This is a genomic window from Paracoccus sp. S-4012 (assembly GCF_009674885.1).
In the GTDB taxonomy this organism is placed as follows: Bacteria; Pseudomonadota; Alphaproteobacteria; order Rhodobacterales; family Rhodobacteraceae; genus Paracoccus.
The window spans coordinates 1-22,542 of the sequence record NZ_WKKA01000009.1 but is presented as its reverse complement, the minus strand read 5'-3'; the positions used below and the strand labels follow the sequence as shown (position 1 = coordinate 22,542).

General features: G+C 70.7%; 25 protein-coding genes. 14 read left to right on the top strand and 11 right to left on the bottom strand.

The window, feature by feature from the left end; genetic code table 11:
* Positions 1–26 precede the first annotated feature (26 nt).
* From GI374_RS12620 to GI374_RS12605, 4 genes are all read left to right on the top strand, one after another.
* Positions 27–638 (top strand): holin-associated N-acetylmuramidase, encoded by a 612-nt coding sequence (locus GI374_RS12620; RefSeq protein WP_154337437.1) that lies wholly within the window; start codon positions 27–29, stop codon positions 636–638.
* Positions 629–1,177: a holin family protein gene (locus tag GI374_RS12615; protein WP_154337436.1), complete on the top strand. Its 549-nt coding sequence runs from the start codon at positions 629–631 to the stop codon at positions 1,175–1,177. Before GI374_RS12620 ends, GI374_RS12615 begins: the two co-directional genes overlap by 10 nt.
* A gap of 131 nt (positions 1,178–1,308) precedes the next feature.
* A complete protein-coding gene (locus GI374_RS12610; protein ID WP_154337435.1) occupies positions 1,309–3,279 on the top strand; it encodes a heme lyase CcmF/NrfE family subunit in 1,971 nt (656 codons plus the stop codon).
* A gap of 8 nt (positions 3,280–3,287) precedes the next feature.
* Positions 3,288–3,749 carry a cytochrome c-type biogenesis protein gene (locus GI374_RS12605; RefSeq protein ID WP_154337497.1) on the top strand — a complete coding sequence of 154 codons (462 nt, stop codon included), beginning with the start codon at positions 3,288–3,290 and terminating at the stop codon, positions 3,747–3,749.
* Here GI374_RS12605 and GI374_RS12600 read toward each other — a convergent pair.
* The 3 genes from GI374_RS12600 to GI374_RS12590 form a co-directional block, all read right to left on the bottom strand.
* A complete protein-coding gene (locus tag GI374_RS12600) occupies positions 3,733–4,395 on the bottom strand; it encodes an NUDIX domain-containing protein (RefSeq protein WP_154337434.1) in 663 nt (220 codons plus the stop codon). The two genes, GI374_RS12605 and GI374_RS12600, sit on opposite strands and share 17 nt — an antisense overlap.
* Positions 4,392–4,826 carry a DUF983 domain-containing protein gene (locus tag GI374_RS12595; RefSeq protein ID WP_154337433.1) on the bottom strand — a complete coding sequence of 145 codons (435 nt, stop codon included), beginning with the start codon at positions 4,824–4,826 and terminating at the stop codon, positions 4,392–4,394. The genes GI374_RS12600 and GI374_RS12595 overlap by 4 nt, the downstream gene beginning before the upstream one ends.
* Before the next feature lie 99 nt (positions 4,827–4,925).
* Positions 4,926–6,293, bottom strand: coding sequence for a diguanylate cyclase (locus tag GI374_RS12590; RefSeq protein ID WP_154337432.1), 1,368 nt, complete (start codon positions 6,291–6,293; stop codon positions 4,926–4,928).
* Between the two features lie 80 nt (positions 6,294–6,373).
* On the opposite strand from GI374_RS12590, the gene GI374_RS12585 reads away from it, so the two are divergent.
* The 5 genes from GI374_RS12585 (at position 6,374) to GI374_RS12565 (ending at position 10,396) form a co-directional block, all read left to right on the top strand.
* Positions 6,374–6,652 carry a DUF3572 family protein gene (locus GI374_RS12585; protein ID WP_154337431.1) on the top strand — a complete coding sequence of 93 codons (279 nt, stop codon included), beginning with the start codon at positions 6,374–6,376 and terminating at the stop codon, positions 6,650–6,652.
* 65 nt (positions 6,653–6,717) lie between these two features.
* Complete coding sequence (locus tag GI374_RS12580; RefSeq protein ID WP_154337430.1) at positions 6,718–7,296, top strand: heme NO-binding domain-containing protein; 579 nt, start codon at positions 6,718–6,720, stop codon at positions 7,294–7,296.
* Entirely contained in the window at positions 7,293–8,333 is a 1,041-nt protein-coding gene (locus tag GI374_RS12575; protein WP_370515326.1) for a diguanylate cyclase domain-containing protein, read from the top strand. Before GI374_RS12580 ends, GI374_RS12575 begins: the two co-directional genes overlap by 4 nt.
* A 42-nt stretch (positions 8,334–8,375) precedes the next feature.
* A complete protein-coding gene (locus GI374_RS12570; RefSeq protein ID WP_154337429.1) occupies positions 8,376–8,993 on the top strand; it encodes a nicotinate-nucleotide adenylyltransferase in 618 nt (205 codons plus the stop codon).
* A complete protein-coding gene (locus GI374_RS12565) occupies positions 8,990–10,396 on the top strand; it encodes a D-alanyl-D-alanine carboxypeptidase (protein WP_229583195.1) in 1,407 nt (468 codons plus the stop codon). Before GI374_RS12570 ends, GI374_RS12565 begins: the two co-directional genes overlap by 4 nt.
* A gap of 2 nt (positions 10,397–10,398) precedes the next feature.
* On the opposite strand, the gene GI374_RS12560 is transcribed toward GI374_RS12565, so the two are convergent.
* A complete protein-coding gene (locus tag GI374_RS12560) occupies positions 10,399–10,821 on the bottom strand; it encodes a tellurite resistance TerB family protein (RefSeq protein ID WP_154337428.1) in 423 nt (140 codons plus the stop codon).
* Positions 10,822–10,928: 107 nt separating this feature from the next.
* On the opposite strand from GI374_RS12560, the gene GI374_RS12555 reads away from it, so the two are divergent.
* Both GI374_RS12555 and GI374_RS12550 read left to right on the top strand, forming a co-directional pair.
* The gene (locus tag GI374_RS12555; RefSeq protein WP_154337427.1) at positions 10,929–12,512 is read left to right on the top strand and encodes a lysine--tRNA ligase; all 1,584 of its coding nucleotides are present in this window, start codon (positions 10,929–10,931) and stop codon (positions 12,510–12,512) included.
* A gap of 141 nt (positions 12,513–12,653) precedes the next feature.
* Complete coding sequence (locus GI374_RS12550) at positions 12,654–14,948, top strand: glycosyl hydrolase family 28-related protein (protein ID WP_154337426.1); 2,295 nt, start codon at positions 12,654–12,656, stop codon at positions 14,946–14,948.
* Positions 14,949–15,008: 60 nt separating this feature from the next.
* Here the strand turns inward: GI374_RS12550 and GI374_RS12545 are convergent, their stop codons facing one another.
* Positions 15,009–15,506 carry a HugZ family protein gene (locus tag GI374_RS12545; RefSeq protein WP_154337425.1) on the bottom strand — a complete coding sequence of 166 codons (498 nt, stop codon included), beginning with the start codon at positions 15,504–15,506 and terminating at the stop codon, positions 15,009–15,011.
* 158 nt (positions 15,507–15,664) lie between these two features.
* Here GI374_RS12545 and acs point away from each other — a divergent pair, with 158 nt between their 5' ends.
* Positions 15,665–17,620 carry an acetate--CoA ligase gene (gene acs / locus GI374_RS12540; protein ID WP_154337424.1) on the top strand — a complete coding sequence of 652 codons (1,956 nt, stop codon included), beginning with the start codon at positions 15,665–15,667 and terminating at the stop codon, positions 17,618–17,620.
* 51 nt (positions 17,621–17,671) lie between these two features.
* On the opposite strand, the gene GI374_RS12535 is transcribed toward acs, so the two are convergent.
* Both GI374_RS12535 and GI374_RS12530 read right to left on the bottom strand, forming a co-directional pair.
* Positions 17,672–18,490: a hypothetical protein gene (locus GI374_RS12535; RefSeq protein WP_154337423.1), complete on the bottom strand. Its 819-nt coding sequence runs from the start codon at positions 18,488–18,490 to the stop codon at positions 17,672–17,674.
* A gap of 43 nt (positions 18,491–18,533) precedes the next feature.
* Positions 18,534–19,277, bottom strand: coding sequence for a TerB family tellurite resistance protein (locus GI374_RS12530; RefSeq protein WP_154337422.1), 744 nt, complete (start codon positions 19,275–19,277; stop codon positions 18,534–18,536).
* 158 nt (positions 19,278–19,435) lie between these two features.
* Here GI374_RS12530 and GI374_RS12525 point away from each other — a divergent pair, with 158 nt between their 5' ends.
* Entirely contained in the window at positions 19,436–19,885 is a 450-nt protein-coding gene (locus GI374_RS12525) for a YqjD family protein (protein ID WP_154337421.1), read from the top strand.
* Positions 19,885–20,589 (top strand): phage holin family protein, encoded by a 705-nt coding sequence (locus tag GI374_RS12520; protein ID WP_154337420.1) that lies wholly within the window; start codon positions 19,885–19,887, stop codon positions 20,587–20,589. Before GI374_RS12525 ends, GI374_RS12520 begins: the two co-directional genes overlap by 1 nt.
* A gap of 63 nt (positions 20,590–20,652) precedes the next feature.
* Here GI374_RS12520 and grxD read toward each other — a convergent pair whose 3' ends face one another.
* The 4 genes from grxD to GI374_RS12500 form a co-directional block, all read right to left on the bottom strand.
* A complete protein-coding gene (gene grxD, locus GI374_RS12515; RefSeq protein ID WP_154337419.1) occupies positions 20,653–21,012 on the bottom strand; it encodes a Grx4 family monothiol glutaredoxin in 360 nt (119 codons plus the stop codon).
* A 22-nt stretch (positions 21,013–21,034) separates the two neighbouring features.
* The gene (locus GI374_RS12510; RefSeq protein WP_154337418.1) at positions 21,035–21,277 is read right to left on the bottom strand and encodes a BolA/IbaG family iron-sulfur metabolism protein; all 243 of its coding nucleotides are present in this window, start codon (positions 21,275–21,277) and stop codon (positions 21,035–21,037) included.
* A gap of 180 nt (positions 21,278–21,457) precedes the next feature.
* Positions 21,458–21,808 carry a TniB family NTP-binding protein gene (locus tag GI374_RS12505; protein ID WP_154337417.1) on the bottom strand — a complete coding sequence of 117 codons (351 nt, stop codon included), beginning with the start codon at positions 21,806–21,808 and terminating at the stop codon, positions 21,458–21,460.
* Between the two features lie 155 nt (positions 21,809–21,963).
* Complete coding sequence (locus tag GI374_RS12500; protein WP_195759915.1) at positions 21,964–22,377, bottom strand: hypothetical protein; 414 nt, start codon at positions 22,375–22,377, stop codon at positions 21,964–21,966.
* Positions 22,378–22,542: the final 165 nt, after the last annotated feature.

The following is a 22,542-nucleotide window of genomic DNA, read 5'->3' as shown; positions in this document are numbered from 1 at the left end:
CCCCTCGCAATTGGAGGGGGATGGACATGCCGACGGTGGAGGAGATCGCCGCCGAGATCGTGGCGCGCGAGGGCGGATACGTCAACGACCGCGACGATCCGGGCGGGCCGACGAAATACGGGGTGACGCTGGCGACGCTGAAGCGGCTCGGCCTCGACAAGACCGGCGACGGGCGGGTGGACCTGGCCGACGTGAAGGCGCTGACGCGCTCGGATGCGCAGCGCATCTTCGTCGAGCACTACTTCCGCCAGCCGCGCATCGCCGAACTGCCGCTGGCGGTGCAGCCCTCGGTCTTCGACATGTATGTGAACGCGGGCGCGAATGCGGTGAAGATCCTGCAGCGGTTGCTGACGCGCATGGGGTTTGCGGCACAGGACGACGGTATCGTTGGCCAGCAGACGATCCGCGCGGCGCGCGAGGCGGCCCTCGCCGCGCCCCGGCATCTGGCGGACGCCTACGGCATCGCGCGGCGCAACTACTATTACGCCCTCGGCGACGCGCGCCCCGCCAGCCGCAAGTTCGCCCGCCGCAAGGACGGCGGCAAGGGCGGCTGGATCACCCGGGCCGAGGCCTTCATGCATCCGCGCTTCCATCTCACCGAGGCGCAGCACAAGGCGAGGACCGCGCGATGGGCATGATCGACCGCCTGCTCGGCCTCGGGCCGACCGCCACGGCCGTGGGCAACGCCGCGACCTCGGTGGCCGAGGTGTTCCGCGAGAACGCCACCCGGCGCATGGAACTCGACGAGGAGGCCTATGCGCGCGCCATGGCCGAGCACGGGGCCGAGTTCCAAATGCCGCGCGCGGGGTGGTTCGACGGCTTCGTCAACGGGCTGAACCGCCTGCCGCGGCCGATGTTGACGGTCGGCACGCTCAGCCTCTTCGGCTATGCGATGGCTGATCCCGGCGGCTTCAGCATGCGGATGGAGGGGCTGGCGCTGGTCCCCGAGCCGCTGTGGTGGCTGATGGGCGCGATCGTCAGCTTCTATTTCGGCGCGCGGGAGGCGCATTACTTCCGCCACCGCGTCTGGCCGCAAGCCACGGTGCGGCAGACCTCGGTCACGGCGGACGAGGCGGGGGCGGTTGCGACCTCGGTCGAGGCGCGGCTGCCGGCGGTTCCCACGGGCATCTTCGACGACAACCCCGCCCTCGCCGAATGGGCGTCCGAGCGGCGCTGACACCGCTCGCGGGGCCCGCGGCGCATGGCCGCGGTCCCGCACTCGTGCATGCGAAACGCCCCGGCAGTGCTGGCACCGGGCGGCCCGAGGCGTTAGTCTCTGCGCCACCACGCGCGACCGGAGGCCTGCCCATGATCGCCGAACTCGGCCATTTCGCCCTCGTCCTCGCCTTCGCCGTCGCGCTCTGGCAGACGGTCGTGCCGCTCGTGGGCGCGCATCGCGGCCATGCCGCGGCGATGGAGAGCGCGCGGCCCGCGGCGCTGGCGCAGTTCGGGCTGGTCGGGATCGCCTTCGCGGCGCTGACCGTGGCCTTCGTGACCTCGGATTTCTCGGTCCGGCTGGTCTACGAGAACAGTCACACGCTGAAGCCGATGATCTACAAGATCAGCGGCGTCTGGGGCAACCACGAGGGCTCGATGCTGCTCTGGGTGCTGATCCTGGCGCTCTTTGGCGCGGCGGCGGCGAGCTTCGACCACAACATGCCGCCGACGCTACGCGCCCGCGCCCTCGCGGTGCAGGGCGCCATCGGGGCCACCTTCCTCGCCTTCATCCTCTTCACCTCGAACCCCTTCCTGCGGATGGAGAGCCCGCCCTTCGACGGCCGCGACCTGAACCCGCTGCTTCAGGACCCCGGCCTGGCGCTGCACCCGCCGTTCCTCTACCTCGGCTATGTCGGCCTCAGCATGACCTTCAGCTTCGCCGTCGCGGCGCTGATCGAGGGCCGGGTGGACGCCGCCTGGGCGCGCTGGGTGCGGCCCTGGACGCTGGCCGCCTGGGTGTTCCTGACCATCGGCATCGCGCTCGGCTCGTGGTGGGCCTATTACGAGCTCGGCTGGGGCGGCTTCTGGTTCTGGGACCCGGTCGAGAACGCCAGCTTCATGCCCTGGCTGCTGGCCGCGGCGCTGCTGCATTCGGCGATCGTGGTCGAAAAGCGCGAGGTGCTGAAGAGCTGGACCATCCTGCTCGCGATCCTCGCCTTCGCCTTCTCGCTGATCGGCACCTTCATCGTGCGCTCGGGCGTGCTGACCTCGGTCCACAGCTTCGCCTCCGACCCGACGCGGGGGGTGTTCATCCTCGTGATCCTCGGCGTCTTCGTCGGCGGCGCCTTGACGCTGTTTGCCGCCCGCGCCGGCGCCATGACCGCGCGCGGCGTGTTCAGCACCGTCTCGCGGGAAAGCGCGCTGCTGCTCAACAACGTGCTGCTGGCCGTCGCCGCCTTCGTGGTCTTCATCGGCACCATCTGGCCGCTGCTGGCCGAGACCTGGGGCCGCACCCTCTCTGTCGGCCCGCCCTTCTTCGAACAGGCCTTCACGCCCTTCATGGTGGTCCTCGCCCTCGCGCTGCCCATCGGCGCGATCCTGCCTTGGAAGCGCGGCCAGATCGGCCGGGCGGTGCGGGTGATGATGCCGGCGGCGACTTTCGCGGGCGCGGTCATGGTGCTGGTCTTCGCCGTCTCGACCGGGCGCAGCGGGCTTGCGGTGATCGGCGCGGGCCTTGGCTCCTGGCTGATCGCCGGGGCCGTGGTCGAGTTGTGGTTCCGCGCCAACAAGGGCGGCGTCGCGCGCCTGATGCGCCTGCCGCGCGCCGACTGGGGCAAGGCGGTCGCGCATGGCGGCCTCGGCGTCACGTTTATTGGCATCGCGCTGCTGACGGCCTGGCAGACCGAGGACATCCGCGTGGCGCAGGTCGGCCAGACCTTCCCGGTCGGCCGCTACGAGATCACGCTCGAGGCCGTCGATGAGGTGCCGGGGCCGAACTACATCTCGACCACCGCCACGATGCGGGTCACGCAGGGCGGCCGCGAGGTTGGCACGCTGCGCCCCGAAAAGCGGGTCTATCCGGTCCAGGCGATGCCCACGACCGAGGCCGCGATGCATAACGGCATCTTCCGCGACGTGTATCTGGTGATCGGCGACGCGCAGGCGGGCGGCGGCTGGGCGGTGCGCAGCTACATCAAGCCGTTCGTCAACTGGATCTGGGCCGGCGCGGCGCTGATGGCGCTGGGCGGGCTGCTGTCGCTCAGCGACCGGCGCATCCGGGTCGCGGCGGGTGCGGCGCGGGCCCCCGCCACGCGGCGGCCGAAGCCGGTGGCGGCGGAATGAGGGGGCTGCTGCGCCGGGCCCTGCTGGTCCTCGCGCTGATCGCGGCGGGGCCGGTCCTCGCGGTCCAGCCGGACGAGATCCTCGCCGACCCGGCCCTCGAGGCGCGGGCGCGCGAGATTTCCAGGGTGCTGCGCTGCCCGATCTGCCAGGGCGAGACCATCGACGACAGCAATGCCGGGATCAGCCGCGACCTGCGCCTCTATGTGCGCGAGCGGCTGGTCGAGGGCGACAGCAATGCCGAGGTGATCGACGCCGTGACTGCGCGCTATGGCGAGTTCGTGCTGTTCGAGCCGCGGGCGACCGGCAGCAACCTGATCCTCTATCTTGCCGCGCCGGCGATGGGGCTGGCGGGCCTCGGCCTTGCCTTCGCCTATATCCGCAGCCGCCGCCGGATGCCCGAGGCTGAACCGGCGCCGCCGCTCTCGAAGGAGGAGCAGGCGCGGCTCGACCGCATCATGGCCGGGGACTGACTGACGGCGCCTCGGCGCCGATCTGGCAGAAGCGCGGCTCGTCCGTGCGGTTGTCGAAGAACGGCACCGTCGCCGGACGCGGCAGCGGACCGTCGCCCGCGGCCTCGGCCAGCGCCGCCACCTCGGCCAGCACCACCTCGGTGATGAAGGGCAGATCGAGCCGCCGCGCTTCGGTCAGGGGCACCCAGTGGAGATGCGACAGCTCATCCTCGGCGGCCGAGAAGTCGTCCGGGTCGCCCGTGACATCGGCCGCATCCACGACGAAGAAGCGCGCGTCGAAGCGGCGCGGGCGGCCGGGCGGGGTGATGGCGCGGAAGACGAACTGGACCGCCGCGTCGGGCAGCAGGCGCAGGCCGGTCTCCTCCTCCAGCTCGCGGCGGGCGCAGCCGAGAAGGCCCGCCGGCGTGACGCGCGAGCCGTCGCGCGCCTCCAGCATCAGGCGCGGGTCGGCCATGCCGTCGTCGGCGGCATCGTCGCCGTCATCGACCGCGCCGCCGGGAAAGACGTATTTCGAGGCCATGAAGGCCGCCGCCGCGCCGCGCATCCCCATCAGCACGCTCGGCGCCTCGCCCCGGTCGCGCCGCAGCAGGATCACGGTCGCAGCGTCTCGGATCGGCACCTCGGGCGCGGCGGCGGCGGCGCTCATTCGGTCGATGCCTCGCCCCGGCCGAAGCCATGCATCCGCCGCGCCCATTGCAGCCCGACGAAGGCGCCCTTGATCGGCGGCAGCAGCAGCAGCGACATGACCACGGCGGCGCCGAGGAAGCCCACCACCATCGAGGCCGTGGACGGCCGCCATGCGAGGAACACGATCATCAGGATCGGCGACAGCAGGTGCGACACGATCACGATCGTGACATAGGCCGGGCCGTCGTCGGCGCGATGATGATGCAGCGCCTCGTTGCAGGAGGGGCAGTGGTCGGCGACCTTGAGGAAGCGGCTGAAGAGGCGGCCCTCGCCGCAGGCGGGGCAGCGGCTGGCGGCGCCGCGGCGCATGGCCTGGCCGGTCGGCCGCTCGCCCGCGAGGGCGTGGCTGGGCAGTGGCGACGGGAAGGCCGTGGTGATGGTCTCGGACATGATCGGCACCTGCTTCGGTTCGCTTGCCCTCCAGATAGGGATTTCTGTCCCGAAAGACTACCCTGGGTGCCGGCCAACTGCGTTCCCTCGCCGCATGGATCACGCCGCGCAGTCGTGTCTGCCGCAGCGCACCCGGTTGCGGCCGGCGGCCTTGGCGTCGAGGAGCGCGCAGTCGGCCCCGTGCAGCATCGCCTCGGCGGTCGTCGGCGCGCCGCCGCGGGCGGCGAAGGCGAGGCCGACGGAGCCGGTGACGCGAATGGCGCCGCCGCCAACGCGCGCGGGCAGCGCGACCGGCGAAGCGGCGATGGCGCCGCGCAGCGCCTCGGCGAGGGCTGCCGCGGCGGCGGGGCCGGGAAGGTGCGCGGCGACGAGGAACTCCTCACCCCCGAGGCGGGCGGTGAGGGCATCCGCCGGGCAGGTCGCCTGCAGCCGCCGCGCGACCTCGACCAGCACCGCGTCGCCCGCGGCATGGCCGAAGCCGTCATTGACCGCCTTGAAGCGGTCGAGATCGACCAGCATCACCGCGCGGCCCGTGCCGGCATCGGCGCAGAGCGCATCGAGCCGCGGCATCGCATCGCGGCGGTTCGCCAGCCCGGTCAGCGGATCGGTCCGCGCGAGCCGCCGCTCGCGCTCGGCCGCGTCGCGGCGGCGGTCGGCGGCGCGCTTGCCGTTCAGGAGCCCGGCGAGGCGCAGCACGGCCTCTTCGGCCATGCGCTCGCCCAGGGCCATCGGCAGCACATCCCCGGCCCCGAGGTCGAGCGCCACCGGCGCCAGCGATTGCTGCCCCGGCCCGAGCGCGATCACGAAGCCCGCGGCGCCCGAGCCGGGACGCGCGCGAAGCTCCGAGAGCAGCCGCAGCCCGTCGCCCGGCTGCGCGAGATCGGCGGCGATGAGGTAGAGGTCGGCCGCCCGCCCCGCCGCCGCCGCGGCGAGGGCCTGCTCGGCCGTCAGGGTCTCGGCGGTGAAGCCGCCATGGCGGGCGAGGGCGCGTTTCCAGGCCATGCCGGTGGCGGGATCGGGCGGCACCAGGGCCAGGCGGGCCGGGCTGACCGCCGCCGGTTCCCATGCGGCCGGCGCCTCGGCGAGGCCCGGCGCCCGCGCGGCCGTCGCCTCAACCGGCCAGTCGGCGGCGCCGGTCCGCAGGCTCCGCAGACGGGCGAGCACCATGAACTCATCCAGCGGCCGCTCCAGCACCGCGCTGGCGCCATCGCGAATCGCCGCGAGCCGCCCCTCGGGCGCGCAGATTGCGAGGATCGGCACCGCGACCCGGTCCCGCAGCCCCGCGATGCCGCCGCCCGGCAGCGAATCGGAGGCCACGACCACGTCGACGCCGCCCCCGGCGACGACCCGCGCCGCTTCCTCGACATCGCGGGCGAGCGCGGTGTCGTGGCAGGCCGAGGCCAGCCGCGCCTTCAGCGTGATCCGGCTCGTGGCCACGGCGTCGGCGATCAGGATGGTGCCGCTCATCTTCCTACCCGCGGTTGCCTTCGCCGCCATAATCGCGCCAAGACGTTAACAAAGGATTTCCGGGCGGAGGCAGGAACGGGATGAGCGAAAATTCGCCGGCAGCGGCGGAGGTGGCCGAGCTGGGCGCGCGCGGGCTCGCATTCATCGCCGGCCGCCCGGACCTCACCGCGGCGCTGCTGGAGGCGAGCGGGGCCGACCCCGCAAGCCTGCGGCGCATGGCCGGGCAGCCGGAATTCGGCGGCTTCGTCCTCGATTTCCTGCTCGCCGACGACCGCCGCCTGCTCGATTTCGCCGCGGCCGAGGGGCTGGCGCCGGAGGCCATCATGCACGCCCGCGCCCGGCTCGAGGCCGGTCTCTGAGCGGCTTGAAGGTTTTTTTAACCCCCGAGTGCTAGCAGGGTCCCGTCGGCAGGGACGGGACAGCGATGCACGGCCTCGTGAACCACACCATCCAGGAATTTGTCTGCGACAGCTACGGCGAGGCCGCCTGGGCGCAGGTGGCGGCGCGGATCGACTGCCCGGAAGGGTTCGCGCCGTTCCGGCATTATCCCGACCGCCTGACCCTGCAACTGATCGCGGCGTCGGCGGCAACCCTCGGCAAGCCTGCCGAGGAGATGCTGGAGGACCTCGGCGCCTGGCTCGCGCGGATGGAGCCGGCGCGGCGTCTGCTGCGGTTCTCGGGCGCGGATTTCGGCGAGTTCGTCCTCTCGCTCGAGGAGTTGCAGGGCAGGGCGCATCTGGTGCTGCCCGACCTCGAGATGCCGCGATTCAGCGTCACGGTGAGCGGGCGGGGGCGCTTCCGCGTGGGCGTCAGCCGCGGCGCGGTGGAATGGCAGAGCGTGCTCGCCGGGCTCCTGCGCGCGATGTCGGATGATTACGGCGCCCTCGCGCTGATCGTCGACGAGGGCGCGGCGATCGCGGTGGACGTCTCGGACGAGGCCTTCTCGGCCGCGCGGGACTTCGATCTCGCGGCGGGACCGGCCCTGCGGGGGGCGGTTGCGTGACGGCCGGCGCGCTGCGCTGCGCCGACCTCGCGCGGCTCCTGCCGATGCACCTCGTCCTCGACGAGGAGGGGCATCTGCTGTCCGCCGGGCCGACGCTGCGCAAGCTGATCGGTCCGGCGCGGCACCTCGAGGAGGCCTTCGTGATCGAGCGGCCGCATCATGCGGGCGGCGCGATGGAGGGGCTGCGGGCCGCCGCGGGGGAGGGGCGGCGTCTGTTCCTGCGCCAGAAGCCGGCGCCGCAGGCGCTGCTGCGCGGCCATGCGGTCGCGGGCGCCGGGGGGCGGCTGATCCTCAATCTCGGCTTCGGCATCGGCCTGCCGCAGGCGGTGCGGCAATTCGACCTGACCGATGCCGACTTCGCACCGAGCGAGCTGGCGATGGAGCTCCTCTTTCTCTACGAGGCGACGCGGACCGCGGTCGCGGCGCTGGCACGGCACAACAGCGCGCTCGATGACGCGCGCCAGACCGCCGAGACGGAATCGCTCACCGATCCGCTGACGCGGCTGGCCAATCGCCGCGGCCTCGACCTCGCGCTGCAGCGCGCGGCGGGGGCGCTGCGGCTCGAGCGGCGGGGCGAGGGGGGCGCGGGCTTCGCGGTGCTGCATCTCGACCTCGACGGCTTCAAGGCGGTGAACGACCATCACGGCCATGCCGCGGGCGATGCGCTGCTTGCCCATGTCGCGCGCATCCTGACCGAGGAGACGCGGGCCGGCGACACCGTGGCGCGGCCCGGCGGCGACGAGTTCGTGCTGCTGCTGCGGGGCCTCGCGGCGCCGCAGCCGCTAGAGCGGCTGGCCCGGCGGATCATCGCCCGGATCGAGGAGCCGGTGGCGATCGGCGGGACGAGGCTCTCGGTCTCGGCCAGCATCGGCATCGCGGTCGCGACCTCTGCCGCGCCGCCCGACCTCGGGATGCTGGCGGCCGAGGCGGACGCCGCGCTCTATGCCGCCAAGCGCAGCGGGCGCGGCCGCTGCTGCCTCGGCGGGCCGCTGGGACCGCGCGAGGGCGAGGTCTCGGCGCCGTTGAGCTTCCCGTGATCGCTCTTGCAGGCCGCGCGCCCGGGCACCTAGACGGGGCGCATGGTTTCCCTCCACCCCCTCGCGCTGCCGGGACAGCGCGTCGGCCTCTTCGGCGGCTCCTTCGACCCGCCGCATGGCGGGCATCTGCATGTGAGCCGGCAGGCGCTGGCCCGATTCGGTCTGGACCGGGTGTGGTGGCTGGTTTCGCCCGGCAACCCGCTGAAGCCGCATGGGCCGGCGCCGCTGGCCGCGCGCGTGGCGGCGGCGCGGGCGCTGGTCCGCGACCCGCGGATCGTCGTGACGGATATCGAGGCGCGGCTTGGCACCCGGCTCACGGCCGACACGATCGCGGCGCTTCAGGCGCGCTATCCCGGGGTGCGATTCGTCTGGCTGATGGGCAGCGACAACATGGTGCAGTTCGCGCGGTGGCAGCGGTGGCGCGAGATCGCGGCGCGCGTGCCGATCGGCGTTCTGGCGCGGCCCGGCTCGCGGCTGGCGGCGCGGACCTCGGTCGCGGCGCGGGTGCTGGCGCGGTACCGGCTGCCGGAGTCCGAGTCGCATCGCCTCGCCACGGCCGCGCCGCCGGCCTGGGCGCTTGTGAACCTGCCGATGCATCCGGCCTCGTCGAGCGCTCTCCGGGCGGTGCGCGAGGGCGTTCCGGCGAAGGTCACGGCATGAAGCGGCGCGGCTTCCTTCTCGGGGCGATGGCGGCGGGCGTCGCGCGGCCGGTCCGGGGCGACGTCTACGGCGTCCGCCCGCCCCCGAAGCCGCCGCAGCCGCAGCCCGCCGCCGCCGATCTGATCGCGCAGGCAGGCCTCGGCGGAAGCGTCGGCTTCGCCGTCCTCGACGCGGCGACGGGGCTGCCGCTGGGCGGGATGAACGCCGATCTTCCGCTGCCCCCGGCGAGCACGCTGAAGGCGGTCACGGCGCTCTATGCGCTCGACCGGCTGGGGCCGCGGCACCGCTTCGTGACGCGGGTTCTGACCGATGGCGACCGGCTGATCCTCGCGGGCGGCGGCGATCCGGTGCTGGATACCGACCGGCTGGCGGAGCTGGCGCAGCGGGCGTCCGTGGCCACCGGCGCCACGCGGCTGGCGGTCTGGGGCGGCGCGCTGCCTCGGCTGGCGGAGATCGCGCCGGAGCAGGACGACCACCTGTCCTACAACCCCGCGCTTTCGGGCATGATGCTGAACTTCAACCGCGTGCATCTCGGCTGGCGCAGCGGTCCGGGAGGGCCGCAATTCAGCCTCGAGGCGCGGGCCGCGCGGCTGAGCCCGCCGGTCGGCAGCGTCTCGATCGCGGCGGCCGAGAGGACGGCGGCGCTGTTCGACTGGGAGACGGACGGCACCGTCGAGGGCTGGCACGTGGCCCGCGATGCGGTCCGGCGGCCGGGCAGCCGCTGGCTGCCGGTGCGCCACCCCGAACTCTACGCCGGCGACGTGTTCCGCACGCTGCTGCGGGCCGAGGGGCTGGCGCTCGAACCCGCCGAGGTGCTGGACGAATTGCCGCCCGCCGCCAGGGAGATCGCCCGGACCGAGAGCCCGCCGCTGAGCGAGATCCTGCGCGGAATGCTGGACTATTCGACCAACCTCACGGCCGAGGCGGTCGGGCTGGCGGCGAGCGGCGAGGGCAGTCTCGTAGCCTCCGCACGGGCGATGGAGGGGTGGCTGGCCGGACAGGGGGTGCGGCGGCCGTTCCGCTTCGCCGACCACTCGGGGCTTTCGGCGGCGAGCCGTATCAGCGCGGCGGCCCTGGCCGGGGTCATGGCTGGGCCGGGGCGGCACCTGCGGGCGCTGCTGCCGCAGGAGCCGTTGCGGGACGCCACCGGAAAGACCCTGGACGCGCCGGTCAGCCTGCTGGCCAAGACCGGGACGCTGAACTTCGTCTCGAATCTCGCGGGGCTTGCCGCCCGCACCGATGCGCCGGCGCGCGAACTTGCCTTCGCCATCCTCTGCGCCGACGAGGCTCGCCGCGCCGCGAGCCAGGGGCGGGAGTCGCCCGAAGGCAGCGCCGCCTGGGTCACGCGCGCCAAGCATTTGCAGTCGCGGCTGATCGAGGGCTGGACCGCCGAATGGGGGTGACGTCAGAGGGTCCGGTGCCGCGCCCGCGCCGAGAGCTCGATCGCCGCGGCATGGAGGCGGTCGATGTCGAGCTGGTGGCGCATCTCGGCCAGCAGTTCGCCCTCGGTCTCGCCGATGCGGGTGTCCGCCGCCGCCACGTCGCAGGCAAGCGCATAGGCGGTGTCGTGGAGCGGCTGCGGCAGCGCGTCCCGGATCAGGCCGAAAAGGGCGTCGAGGCCGTCCTCGTGCTCGAAGAGGGTCAGCACCGTCTGCGACACCGCGCGGATGCGGCCCACGTCGTAATCGGCAAACACCGGGGCGTGATCGACGATCCGTTCGATCGCCACGAGTTCCGACGTCCGCAGGCCGGCATCCGAGGCCGAGACCGCAACCATCGCCGCGACGAGCGCGTCGCAGGGCGAGAGGGAGGGCAGCTCGAGGGTCATGGTTTGCTCCGGGCGCCGGGACAGCGCCGGGCGCCAGATTATTGACCAACGCGCGCCCCTTCAATAAGGGCCGGGACTTGCCCCGCCCGTTTCCGAAAGGACCGTCCATGTCGAGCCTGCGCGATGCCGCCATGACCAGCAAGGCCTGGCCCTTCGAGGAAGCGCGCCGGGTGCTGAAGCGCTACGAAAAGCGCGACCCGGAAAAGGGCTATGTGCTGTTCGAGACCGGCTACGGCCCCTCGGGCCTGCCGCATATCGGCACCTTCGGCGAGGTGGCGCGCACGACCATGATCCGCCGCGCCTTCGAGATCATCAGCGACATCCCGACGCGGCTGTTCTGTTTCTCGGACGATCTCGACGGCATGCGGAAGGTGCCCGAGAACGTGCCGCAGACCGAAATGCTGCGCGAGCATCTGCAATTGCCGCTGACCAGCGTGCCGGACCCGTTCGGCGAATACGAGAGCTTCGGGGACCACAACAACGCCATGCTGCGGCGGTTTCTCGATACCTTCGGGTTTGAGTATGAGTTCATCAGCGCGACGGAATTCTACAGGTCCGGGCAGTTCGATGAAACGCTGCTGAAGGCGGCCGAGCGTTACGACGCGATCATGGAGATCATGCTGGCCTCCCTGCGCGAGGAGCGGCAGCAGACCTATTCCTGCTTCCTGCCGATTCACCCCGAAACCGGCCGCGTGCTTTACGTCCCGATCAAGAACGTGGACCCCGCGAGGGGCGAGATCACCTTCGACGACGACACCGGCCGCGAATGGACGCTGCCGGTCACGGGCGGGCATGTGAAGCTGCAGTGGAAGCCCGATTTCGGCGCCCGCTGGGCCGCGCTCGACGTGGATTTCGAGATGTATGGCAAGGACCATTCGACGAACACGCCGATCTATGACGGCATCTGCGAGGTTCTGGGCGGCCGCGCGCCCGAGCATTTCACCTATGAGCTGTTCCTCGACCAGCACGGGCAGAAGATATCCAAGTCGAAGGGCAACGGCCTTTCGATCGACGAATGGCTGACCTATGCGGCGTCGGAAAGCCTCAGCTATTTCATGTACCAGAAGCCGAAGACCGCCAAGCGGATGTATTTCGACGTCATCCCGAAGGCGGTGGACGAATACCACCAGCAATTGCGCGCCTATCCCGGCCAGGCGGTCGAGCAGCAGCTGGCCAATCCGGTGTGGCATATTCACGGCGGAAATGTCCCGGAATCGAACCTCGTCGTGCCCTTCGCCATGCTGCTGAACCTTGCTGCGGTGTCGGGCGCGCGTGACCGGGAGACCCTCTGGGGCTTCATCCGCCGCTATGCGCCGGAGGCGAGCCCCGGGACGCATCCCGACCTCGACGCCGCCGCGGGCCATGCGGTGCGGTATTTCGAGGATTTCGTGGCGCCGACGCGGGTCCATCGCGCCGCCTCGGAGAAGGAGCGGGCGGCGCTCGAGGACCTCGCCGGGCGGCTGGCGGCCTGGGACGGCCCTGCGGATGGCGAGCGGCTGCAGGAGATGGTCTATGCGGTCGGGCGCGACCACGGGTTCGAGCCGATGAAGGACTGGTTCGCGGCGCTCTACCAGGTGCTCCTCGGGGCCGAGCAGGGGCCGCGCTTCGGCGGCTTCATCGCGCTCTACGGGATCGAGGAGACGCAGGCGTTGATCGGGCGGGCACTCTCGGGCGAGCTGGCGGCCACGTAGAGGATTGTTCGTACGAACAATCCTGGCGAATTTTCGTACGAAAGTTCGCGTTGCGCGGCGGGGCGTTGCGGCGGGCGCTCCGCTCAGGCTTCGTTAACCCCCTCGGTGCAGTCTCCCCGTCGCGTGAGGAGGGGGACCCGCATGAACATCGCCATCACCGAGGGGCTGCAACTCGACCCGCCGGGCTTCGCCGCGGGGCTCTCCGCATGGTCGCGCGAGAACGGGACGCCCGGCAGCGCCACCTGGACCGGGGTCGCCAATGCCGCCATCGTGCCCGCGGATCAGGACTTCGGCTCCTGCCTCGAGATCCTCAAGACCCAGGATCTGACCCGGCTGCGCTTCATGGCCGAGACGCCGGTCATCCCCGGCATCTATCTGCGGATCAGCGCGCGGCTGAAGGCGGTGGCGGGGAACCTGCCCTCGGTCCGCATCGCGGGCTGGGCGGGCAATGGCGCGCGCGGGAACGTGGGCGGCGTGGTCCAGACCGGGCCGGCGCGGGCGTTCACGGCCTACGGCCAGGTGATCGAGGTCAGCGCGATCGTCGGCACCGGGCGGCGGCCGGGCGTGCACATGGCCTGGGGCCGCGAGGCGATTTACGGGCATTTCGGCCTTGACCTGTTCGGCGCCAATGGCGGCTCGGTCAGGATCGAGTCGATCCGCATCGAGGACGTGACCTCGGTCTTCCTGCGCACGATGATGGACTGGGTCGATGTGCGCGACTACGGCGCTGTGGGCGACGGCGTGGCGGACGACCGCGCGGCCTTCGCGGCCGCCGATGCCGCGGCGGCGGGGCGCGAGATCCTCGTGCCGGGCGGGGTCTTCCGCATCGGCTCGGACCTGACGATCGAGGCGCCGGTGCGGTTTCAGGGCACCGTCACCATGCCCCGGGCGGCGCGGCTGGCGCTGGTCGGCTCGTTCAACTTCCCCGCCTATGCCGAGGCCTTCGGCGACGAGACCGAGGGGTTCCGGCGCGCCGTGCAGGCACTGCTGGGCTTTACCGACCACAGCACGCTCGACCTCTGCGGGCGGCGGGTGGACCTCAGCGAGCCCCTGATGCTGCACGAGGCGGTGCCGGGGCGGCCGACCTTCTCGAACCGGCGGGTGATCGCGAATGGCGAGATCGCCGTGGTGCCGGGGCCGGCCTGGGCCAGCGCCAGCGTCACCTCGCAGGCGAGCTATGACATCGCCGATCCCAGGACGCTGAAGGGCGTCGTCAACGTCGCCCATGTCGAGGTCGGCGCCCGCGTGACCGGCCCCGGCGTGGGGCGCGAGGTCTATGTGCGTGCCAGGAACCTCGGCGCCGGGACGCTGACGCTGAGCCAGCCGCTTTACGGCGGCTCCGGCACGCGGATGCTGACCTTCACCCGCGACCGCTACCTCTTCGACATGTCGGGCATGGAGAAGGTGGACCGGCTCAACTTCACCAACATCAATTTCATCTGCGACGGCATCGCGAGCGCGATCATGCTGGCCCCGGAGGGCGAGATGATCCACGTCCGCGACTGCTATGTCGTGCGGCCCAAGGACCGGGGGATCACCTCGATCGGCCGCGGCTGCCAGGACATCCTGGTCGACCGCTGCCAGTTCCTCTCGAACGAGATGCAGGCGCCGGCGCAGACCCGCACCACGATCGCCATCAACGTCAACGCCAACGACGCCAAGATCCGCAACAACCGCTTTGTGCGCTTCGGGCATTTCATGGTGGCCGCGGGCAGCGGGCACCTCATCATCGGCAACCACTGGTTCCAGGGCGACGACAGCAATGACGGGCTGCGCTTTGCCGGGCTGGTGATCGCGAACCTCAACGTGCAGGTGACGGTCACGGCCAACTACATCGACAACGCCGGAATCGAGTGGACCAACGAATACGAGCCGCGGCCCGCCTTCACCGGGGCGCAGCTGTCGTTCGGTGGGCTGGTGGTGACGGGCAATACCTTCCTCGCCTCGCATACGGTGGCGTATTTCTCGTGGATCGTCATCAAGCCCTATGGTGCCGGGCATTACGTCCAGGGGCTGACCGTGACCGGCAACGTCTTCAAGGACGCCAGCTTCCGCATGGAGCGGGTCGAGCGCGTGGACACCACCTTCGCCGATCTCGATTACGGCTACATGCGCAACATCGAGTTCTCGGGGAACACCTTCAACGGCATCTCGACCTTCGTGGCCAACCCGCTGCAGCTGCGCCATAATCAGGCGAGCGCGGCGGCCGTCTGGGAGGTGCCCACCCAGGGGCGGCTGCCGCTGAACGGGTTCACGCGCAACGTCGATGCGGTGGTGCCGGTCTCGGCGATCACGGATGGCGGGAACGCGCGGGTGGGGGAACTGCCCTGGGTGCGGTTGCGGCAGGGGGCGGACCAGAAGAGCGTGCAGCTGAACTGGACGCGGCCGGTCAAGGGCGAGGTGTCGCTCCGGTTGCGGATGGACGATCCGAAATAGCGAGGCGTCACACCCCCCTGAGCCCCCGGACCCCGGCCTGAAACCCTCAGGCCGGGGCTTTCATCTGTGCGGCGGCAGGTCGTCGGGCCCGAACCGGACCGCCCGTCCGAACCCGGCATTGTAGAGGCCGCTGACCGGCACGAGGCGCCAGAAGCGGAAATCGGGCAGGTCGACATAGAGCTTCGCCTTCGGCCAGGCCGCGAGCCAGCGGTCGCGCCGCGCGGGATCGGCTTCGGCCGGCTCGGCCCGGACCTGCAGCGACAGCCGCGGCTGCGCCATCGGGTTGCCCTTTCCGGCGCCCGGCGCGATCAGCAGTCCGGCGCGTGGATCGGCCATCAGCGCGCGAGTATGCGCGGCGAGGCCCGAGAGCAGCGCCAGCGGCACCTTGTCGCGGTCGGCCTGCAGCGCCACGCGCGACAGGTGCGGCGCCCCGGTGGCCGGATCGAGGCAGCCCAGCACCGCGTGCCGCATACCCTCGATCAGCCCGGCGACCTCAGCCCGCGCCGCCGCATCGGCGTCGAACACCGGACCCCCCGGCGCATCCGCGTTCCCCGCCATCGTCATCTCGCCCCGATCATCCCCGGCACGGTTTCAGCACTCCTCCGAAAGCGTCCGCGCTTCAACAAGTGTTTACTTGGTTTGCGCCGATCCATTATCTGGCGTGAGAGGAGGGGCGGTCACTCGCCCGTGACGACCATATCAAGGGGAGGGGTCTCATGACCATTGAGCCAATCGCGATGGTTCCGGCGCCAGCCGATTATTCCGCAGCGAAGATCACCCCCGAGAGCTATCGCCGCCTGTATGACGAGTCGATCTCCGATCCCGACGGCTTCTGGGGCCGCGAGGGCAAGCGGCTCGACTGGGTCAAGCCTTATTCGGTCGTCAAGAACACGGACTTCACCCTCGGCCAGGTCTCGATCAAGTGGTTCGAGGACGGGGTGCTGAACGCCTGCGTCAACTGCGTGGACCGCCACCTCGAGACGCGGGGCGACCAGACGGCGATCATCTGGGAGCCGGACGACCCCGCGACCCCCGCCCGCCACATCACCTACCGGGAACTGTCGGAGAAGGTGAACCGGATGGCCAATGTCCTGCTGAGCCAGGGCGTCATGCGCGGCGACCGGGTGGTGATCTACCTGCCGATGATCCCCGAGGCGGCCTATGCGATGCTGGCCTGCGCGCGCATCGGGGCGGTGCACTCGATCGTCTTCGCGGGCTTCTCGCCCGACGCGCTGGCCAACCGCATCAACGACTCGGGCGCGAAGCTGGTCATCACCGCGGACACGGCGCCGCGGGGCGGGCGGCGGACGGCGCTGAAGTCAAACGCGGATGCGGCGCTGCTGCATTGCTCGGACAAGGTGCGCTGCCTCGTCGTCAAGCACACCGGCGACCAGACGACCTGGATCCAGGGCCGCGACGTGGACGTGCTGAAGCTGATGGAGGAGTGCAGCCCGGAATGCCCGGCGCGGCCGATGGGGGCGGAGGACCCGCTATTCATCCTCTACACCTCCGGCTCGACCGGCAAGCCCAAGGGCGTGGTGCATACGACCGGCGGCTATCTCGTCTTCGCCTCGATGACGCATGAATACGTCTTCGACTACCAGGAGGGCGACGTCTACTGGTGCACTGCAGACGTGGGCTGGGTCACGGGGCACAGCTACATCGTCTACGGGCCGCTCGCGAATGGCGGCACCACGGTGATGTTCGAGGGGGTGCCGACCTTCCCCGACGCCGGCCGCTTCTGGGAGGTCTGCGCCAAGCACAAGGTCACGCAGTTCTACACCGCCCCGACCGCCATCCGCTCGCTGATCGGGCAGGGGCCGGAATGGCCGGACAAGCACGACCTCACGAGCCTGCGGGTGCTGGGAACGGTCGGCGAGCCGATCAACCCCGAGGCGTGGAACTGGTACGACAAGCATATCGGCAAGGGCAAATGCCCGATCGTGGACACCTGGTGGCAGACCGAAACCGGCGGCCACATGATCACGCCCTTGCCCTATGCCATCGACGCCAAGCCCGGCGCCGCGACGTTGCCCTTCTTCGGCGTGAAGCCCGCGGTCCTCGACCCCAACACCGGCGAGGAGCTGGAGGGGAACGGCGTGGAGGGGGTGCTGTGCATCGCGGACAGCTGGCCGGGACAGATGCGCACCCTCTGGGGCGACCACGAGCGCTTCCAGGAGGCCTATTTCCAGCAATATCCGGGCTACTACTTCTCGGGCGACGGCTGCCGCCGGGATGGCGACGGCTACTACTGGATCACCGGCCGCGTCGATGACGTCATCAACGTCAGCGGCCATCGCATGGGCACCGCCGAGGTCGAGAGCGCGCTCGTGGCCCATGCCAAGGTCGCGGAAGCGGCGGTGGTGGGCTATCCGCACGACCTGAAGGGGCAGGGCATCTATGCCTATGTCACGCTGATGAACGGCATCGAGCCCAGCGAGGAGCTGAAGAAGGAGCTCGAGACCTGGGTCCGGACCGAGATCGGCCCGATCGCCCGGCCGGACCTGATCCAGTGGGCGCCCGGCCTGCCGAAGACCCGCTCCGGCAAGATCATGCGTCGCATCCTGCGCAAGATCGCCGAGGACGACTTCGGCGCGCTCGGCGACATCTCGACGCTGGCCGATCCCTCGGTCGTGGAGGAACTGATCGAGAACCGCATGAACCGCGCCTGAGCGGTTCCTGCGACCGCGTGGCCCGCTGCCTTGCGGGCCCCGCGGATGCGCTCAGAGGTCGAAGGATGGGCCCGACGGGTCGATCGGGGGCGGCTCGGGGACCGGCTCGGGTCCGGGATCGGGCATCAGGTCGATGGCGGGCGGCGGCGGGGCGCCGGGGAGGCGGCGGATCAGGATGTCGCCGTTCGGCAGCCGCTCGGGCGCCTGATAGTTGGCGATGTCGTCGATCAGCGTGCCGAGGTTCTTGAGCGTCGGGCCGAAGCGCGCGGCGAGGTCGTCGACGCTCTCGGCCATGCTCTCGAAGGTGGGGGCCATCTCGCGCATGAGGTTTTCGAGCAGCGTGCCGACACTGCGCTCGATCAGGTCGACGCCCGATTCGGGTTGCACCGCCGGCGGCTCCGCCGCGGGCGGGGACCACGGGGCGATCTCTGGGACCGTAGGCGCCACGGGCGCGGGCACCGCCTGCGCGGGCCAGGTGAAGGGGGCCGCGAAATGCTCGGCCGCCCAGCGGCTGCCATGAAGATCGGGGACCGGCGGCGGCTTCACCCCGGCCTGCGAATTCTCGGGCAGCCGGGGGTCGATGGGCTGCGGGATCAGCGGCGCGGGCCAGGCATCGGGCGGCGCGAGGGGCCGCACCGCGAACTCAGAGCCGGTGAGGAGACGCGGCCGCGCTTTGCGCGCGCGGGCCGGAGGGGACCACGGCTCGGCGCGCCGTTCGGCCAGCGGCTTCCAGGGTTCGAGCGGCTTGATCGGCTGCGGGATCAACTGCGGCGGGAAGACGGGCGGCGGCGCGAGCGGCGGGATGGCCTGCGCCACGGCCGTGACTGGCAGGAGCGCGGTGGCGAGGGCGAGGGCAAGACGGGTGCTCATGGTCGGGTCTCCCTCACGGCAGGGCAGGGCGCCGGCCTGCCGGTCAACCGCCGGCCGCCGAGGATCGTTCCGTCGTGGCGCTTTCGGCGAAACGCTCGCGGAACTGGTCCCAGGCCGCATTCAGCCGCCGGGTGCGGGCCTCGGCGAGGCGCACGGCCTCGGGCGGCAGGCCGCGGGCGATAGCGCGGTCGGGATGGGCCTCGCGCACCAGTTCGCGCCAGCGGGCGCGGGCCTCGGGCAGGGGCGTGGCGGGCGAGACGCCCAGGATCGCGCAGGGCTCGCAGCCGCTGGGGTCATGGCGCGCGAGGGTGGCCGCGACCTCGGAAGCGGGCAGGGCGAAGATGCGCCCGACCTCGTGCAGGAAGGCGCGCTCGCTCTCGTGCAGGCCGCCATCGGCCACCGCGATCACGCAGAGGCCCTCGAGCACGTCGCCGAGGACCGGATCGCCCGCCGGAAACATCGCGGCGATGCGCGCGGCCCAGGCGTCGAAGCCCACCGGGGTCGAGCGGGCGAGATCGAAGACCCGCGCGGCGTTCTTCTCCTCCGCGCGGGGGATGACGAAGATGCGGCGGAAGGCCGCGACCTCCGAGCGCTGCACTTCGCCGTCCACCTTGGCGAGCTTCGCGCCAAGCGCGATCACGGCGATGGTGAAGGCGACCGAACGCTCGGGCGGGGCGGGACGCTGAGCGCTCATGAAGGCGGCGAGCCGGTCGCCGATGCGCCGCCAGAAGCCGCGCTGCCGGGGCAGGCGGGGGATTGCGGTCGGCGTGGCAGGGGCGTCCAGCATCACCGCGAGGCTAACGCCACCGCGCGCCGCTTGCCAGTCACAGGCGCACCGGCCGCGGTCAAATACTTTGGCGGCCTTTCGTTGCGGCTTCGGGAACCGAGCGCCGCGGCCGCCGTTCCTTAGCCGATGCAGATGACTGCCCTGGAAAGGACAAACCCATGACCAGCTCGACCACCAACACCCCCGGCACGACCGCCTCGGACATCAAGAACGACCTCAAGGACGCGGCCCGCGACACCGCCCGCGACGTCGGCCAGGCGACGCGGAACGTGGCGTCGGAGGCCAAGGGGGCGTGGAACGAGGCGACCTCGTCCTCGCGTGCGGAGGACGCGAAGAACAAGGCCGGCGAGGCCTTGGACAGCGCCAAGCACGCGGCGCAGGACGCCTACAACACCGCGCGCGACAAGGGGCACGAGGCGCTCGACACGGCCAAATCGGAGGCGCAGCGCCTCTACCGCGCCGGCGAGCGCCGGGCCGGCGAGATGGCGCATCACGCCGAGGACTATTACGACGAAATGTCCGACTATGTCCGCCGCCAGCCTGCGGCCGCCCTCGGGATCGCCGCCGGGGTGGGCTTCCTGGTCGGTCTCATCCTCGCGCGCCGCTGATGTTCGACTATGCCCGCAAGATGCAGCTCGCCGTCTCCGACATGGGGCGGCGGGCGGGGCTGAAGGCCGGGGCAGGGGTCTTGGGGCTGATCGCGGCAGGTTTCCTGCTGGCGGCGCTGTGGACCCTGCTCGCGCGGACCTTCGGCTGGGGGCCGCTCTGGGCGTCGCTGGCGATCGGCGTGCTGTTCCTGGTCGTCGCCGGCATCCTCTGGGGCATGTCGAGCAACGTCAAGCATCCCGTGCCCTCGACCGACGAGCTCAAGCGCGAGGTCGAGGCGCGCGCGACCATGGCGGCCGAGGTCGCGATGGACAAGGCGCAGGTGAAGGCGCGAGAGGTCGTGGACATGGCCGAAAACAAGGCCATGTCGCTGATCGATCAGGCGCGCTACAAGGCCGAGGCCTTCGTGAACGACACCGAGGCGAAGGTGCAGCGTTTCACCCGGCAGACCGTCGACAACACGGCCCGCAAGGTGGGGTTGACGCCGGATCTGGTGGATGATGCCAAGGACCTCGCCGAGCGGGCGAAGTCCTCGCGCGCCATGCCCGCGGCCACCGTCATCGGCGCCTTCGCGGTCGGGCTGACGCTGGCCTCGCGCCTTGGCGCCCGTCTCCGCGAGCAGAGCGAATGGGACGAGGTCTGGGACGAGGACGACGACGAAGCCGATGACCACGGTTATTGGGACGACCCTCACCGGCGCGTTTGACACGAGGCTCCAAGTGACAAAGGCCGCCCCTCGGGGCGGCCTTTCGGTCTGGCAGGGACTGCCTCAGGCGTTCGCCTCGCGGATCTTCTCGGCCGCGGCCTTGTCGAAAGTGACGCCGTCCTTGTCGAAGAGCTGGTCGAGCTCGCCCGACAGCACCATCTCGGTCACGATGTCGCAGCCGCCCACGAACTCGCCCTTGACGTAGAGCTGCGGGATCGTCGGCCAGTCGGAAAAGTCCTTGATGCCCTGGCGCAGGTTCTCGTCGGACAGCACGTTGACGTCGCGATAGGCGACGCCCATGTAGTTCAGCACGCCGGCGACCCGGCTGGAAAAGCCGCATTGCGGCATCTCGCGCGTGCCCTTCATGAAGAGCACGACGTCGTTCTCGTCGATGATTTCGCGGATTCGGTCCTGCGCGGTCATGGATGGCTCCTGGTTCGGGGGTTCAGTCGGGGGCCTTGGTCGTCAGCGCGAGCGCGTGGAGCGCACCGGCCGGCCCGTCCATGCTGCCCTTGAGGGCGGCGTAGACGGCGCGCTGCTGCTGCACCCGGTTCATGCCCCGGAAACTCTCGTCGATGACTTCGGCAGCGAAGTGCCGGCCGTCGCCTGCGAGGTCGGTGATGGTGATGCGGGCCTGGGGAAACTCCTCCCGAATCAGGGCCTCGATATCTTCCGCCTCGACCGCCATGGCCGTCACCTCCGTCGTCGTCCTTGCGGGCCAGATGTATGGAAGGGTTGGCGGTTGGGCAAGGGAGGGGGTCGCCGCGGCGGGATGGAGCGCGCGTGGTGTCGAACCACTGAAATAATGACTACTGCTCCGGAGGCGGCGACTTCAAGAGCTTGAGGTCATGGAGATTTATTCGAGACCTTAGCTGTTTTTTTTACGAACTTGGCCATTTTGCTGCGCCTCGTCGATGCACAGGGTGGTGATCCCGAGATCCTTGAACCGCCTCGCAACCGTCTCCCAGGTGCTCCTGGCATTGTGATTGGCATGGACCAGCGGATAGCCGCTCCGCTCCAGCAGGACATTCCCCATGCTTTTCAGGCTGGCCGGGCTGGGCACGCTGGCTTCGATATAGTGCGGCCCGCCGGGCGCCGACTCCCCGACGGCGGGATGGTGCTTCAGGGCGCGCGACACCAGGGTGGTCTTTCTGCCACCGGGCCCATCGATCACCATCATGCCGCGGGTTTCGCGGCCGTCGGAGAATCGCTGCGGCACGGGCAGGAGAGCGCCGTTCTCGTCGCGTGCGAGCGTCCGGTTATAGTGGGAGCTGAACGCTCCCTCCCTGTCGGTTTCGATGCGGAGGCTGTGCAGCTTTGTCGAGGATACGCGCCGTTTCAGCGGGGCTGGGCATGGGGTTACTCCGTGATCTTTCAGGAGCCCGCGTCAGGCGCGGTCCCCGGCATGCTGGGGATGGAGGCAGGCGGGGTGACCACCTGCACGGTGCGCGGAGCGGCCGGGGCAGGGGGGGTCATCGTCGGCACCGGAGGCTGATCAGTGCTTTCCGGCCCGACGATCGTTCGTCCGATCCGGTCGGCGGCCATGGGCTGCGTCAGGCTGTCGGTCTCGCCCTTGAGGCTGAACCCTACGAACAGGCGGTCCTCTTCCTGCCTGACCCGCTCGGGCGACCGGCCATCGACCAGCAGACCCGCAAGCGCCGTAGCCTCGGTGCTGCGATCGCGGATTGCCTGAATGGCGTTCATGACCGACTCTCGATCATCAGCCTTGCGCTGCGGATCCATCATCAGGCGCGCCAGAGGATCGGAGTGGTAGCGCATGCCGAGCACTCTCACGCCCTCCCGCGAAAGCTTGCAGTGTTGATTTCCACCCGGAACTGACCCGGGTTTTCCATCGAGAAGTGACCCACCTTCAGTTATGCGGATGGGTTCATGTCTGGGTCAAGGCCTGGGCGCTCTCCGTCTTCTTTCGGGTTGCTGCAGCGGTGCTGGCTT

Excerpts from the sequence above, each read along its gene's own strand:
- acs (WP_154337424.1), top strand. The coding sequence starts at position 15,665 with ATGACCATTGAGCCAATCGCGATGGTTCCGGCGCCAGCCGATTATTCC.
- GI374_RS12560 (WP_154337428.1), bottom strand. The coding sequence starts at position 10,821 with ATGACCCTCGAGCTGCCCTCCCTCTCGCCCTGCGACGCGCTCGTCGCG.
- GI374_RS12530 (WP_154337422.1), bottom strand. The coding sequence starts at position 19,277 with ATGCTGGACGCCCCTGCCACGCCGACCGCAATCCCCCGCCTGCCCCGG.
- GI374_RS12580 (WP_154337430.1), top strand. The coding sequence starts at position 6,718 with ATGCACGGCCTCGTGAACCACACCATCCAGGAATTTGTCTGCGACAGC.
- GI374_RS12615 (WP_154337436.1), top strand. The coding sequence starts at position 629 with ATGGGCATGATCGACCGCCTGCTCGGCCTCGGGCCGACCGCCACGGCC.
- GI374_RS12620 (WP_154337437.1), top strand. The coding sequence starts at position 27 with ATGCCGACGGTGGAGGAGATCGCCGCCGAGATCGTGGCGCGCGAGGGC.
- GI374_RS12550 (WP_154337426.1), top strand. The coding sequence starts at position 12,654 with ATGAACATCGCCATCACCGAGGGGCTGCAACTCGACCCGCCGGGCTTC.
- GI374_RS12570 (WP_154337429.1), top strand. The coding sequence starts at position 8,376 with ATGGTTTCCCTCCACCCCCTCGCGCTGCCGGGACAGCGCGTCGGCCTC.
- GI374_RS12535 (WP_154337423.1), bottom strand. The coding sequence starts at position 18,490 with ATGAGCACCCGTCTTGCCCTCGCCCTCGCCACCGCGCTCCTGCCAGTC.
- GI374_RS12510 (WP_154337418.1), bottom strand. The coding sequence starts at position 21,277 with ATGGCGGTCGAGGCGGAAGATATCGAGGCCCTGATTCGGGAGGAGTTT.
- grxD (WP_154337419.1), bottom strand. The coding sequence starts at position 21,012 with ATGACCGCGCAGGACCGAATCCGCGAAATCATCGACGAGAACGACGTC.
- GI374_RS12585 (WP_154337431.1), top strand. The coding sequence starts at position 6,374 with ATGAGCGAAAATTCGCCGGCAGCGGCGGAGGTGGCCGAGCTGGGCGCG.
- GI374_RS12545 (WP_154337425.1), bottom strand. The coding sequence starts at position 15,506 with ATGGCGGGGAACGCGGATGCGCCGGGGGGTCCGGTGTTCGACGCCGAT.
- GI374_RS12590 (WP_154337432.1), bottom strand. The coding sequence starts at position 6,293 with ATGAGCGGCACCATCCTGATCGCCGACGCCGTGGCCACGAGCCGGATC.
- GI374_RS12525 (WP_154337421.1), top strand. The coding sequence starts at position 19,436 with ATGACCAGCTCGACCACCAACACCCCCGGCACGACCGCCTCGGACATC.
- GI374_RS12600 (WP_154337434.1), bottom strand. The coding sequence starts at position 4,395 with ATGAGCGCCGCCGCCGCCGCGCCCGAGGTGCCGATCCGAGACGCTGCG.
- GI374_RS12520 (WP_154337420.1), top strand. The coding sequence starts at position 19,885 with ATGTTCGACTATGCCCGCAAGATGCAGCTCGCCGTCTCCGACATGGGG.
- GI374_RS12565 (WP_229583195.1), top strand. The coding sequence starts at position 8,990 with ATGAAGCGGCGCGGCTTCCTTCTCGGGGCGATGGCGGCGGGCGTCGCG.
- GI374_RS12610 (WP_154337435.1), top strand. The coding sequence starts at position 1,309 with ATGATCGCCGAACTCGGCCATTTCGCCCTCGTCCTCGCCTTCGCCGTC.
- GI374_RS12555 (WP_154337427.1), top strand. The coding sequence starts at position 10,929 with ATGTCGAGCCTGCGCGATGCCGCCATGACCAGCAAGGCCTGGCCCTTC.
- GI374_RS12595 (WP_154337433.1), bottom strand. The coding sequence starts at position 4,826 with ATGTCCGAGACCATCACCACGGCCTTCCCGTCGCCACTGCCCAGCCAC.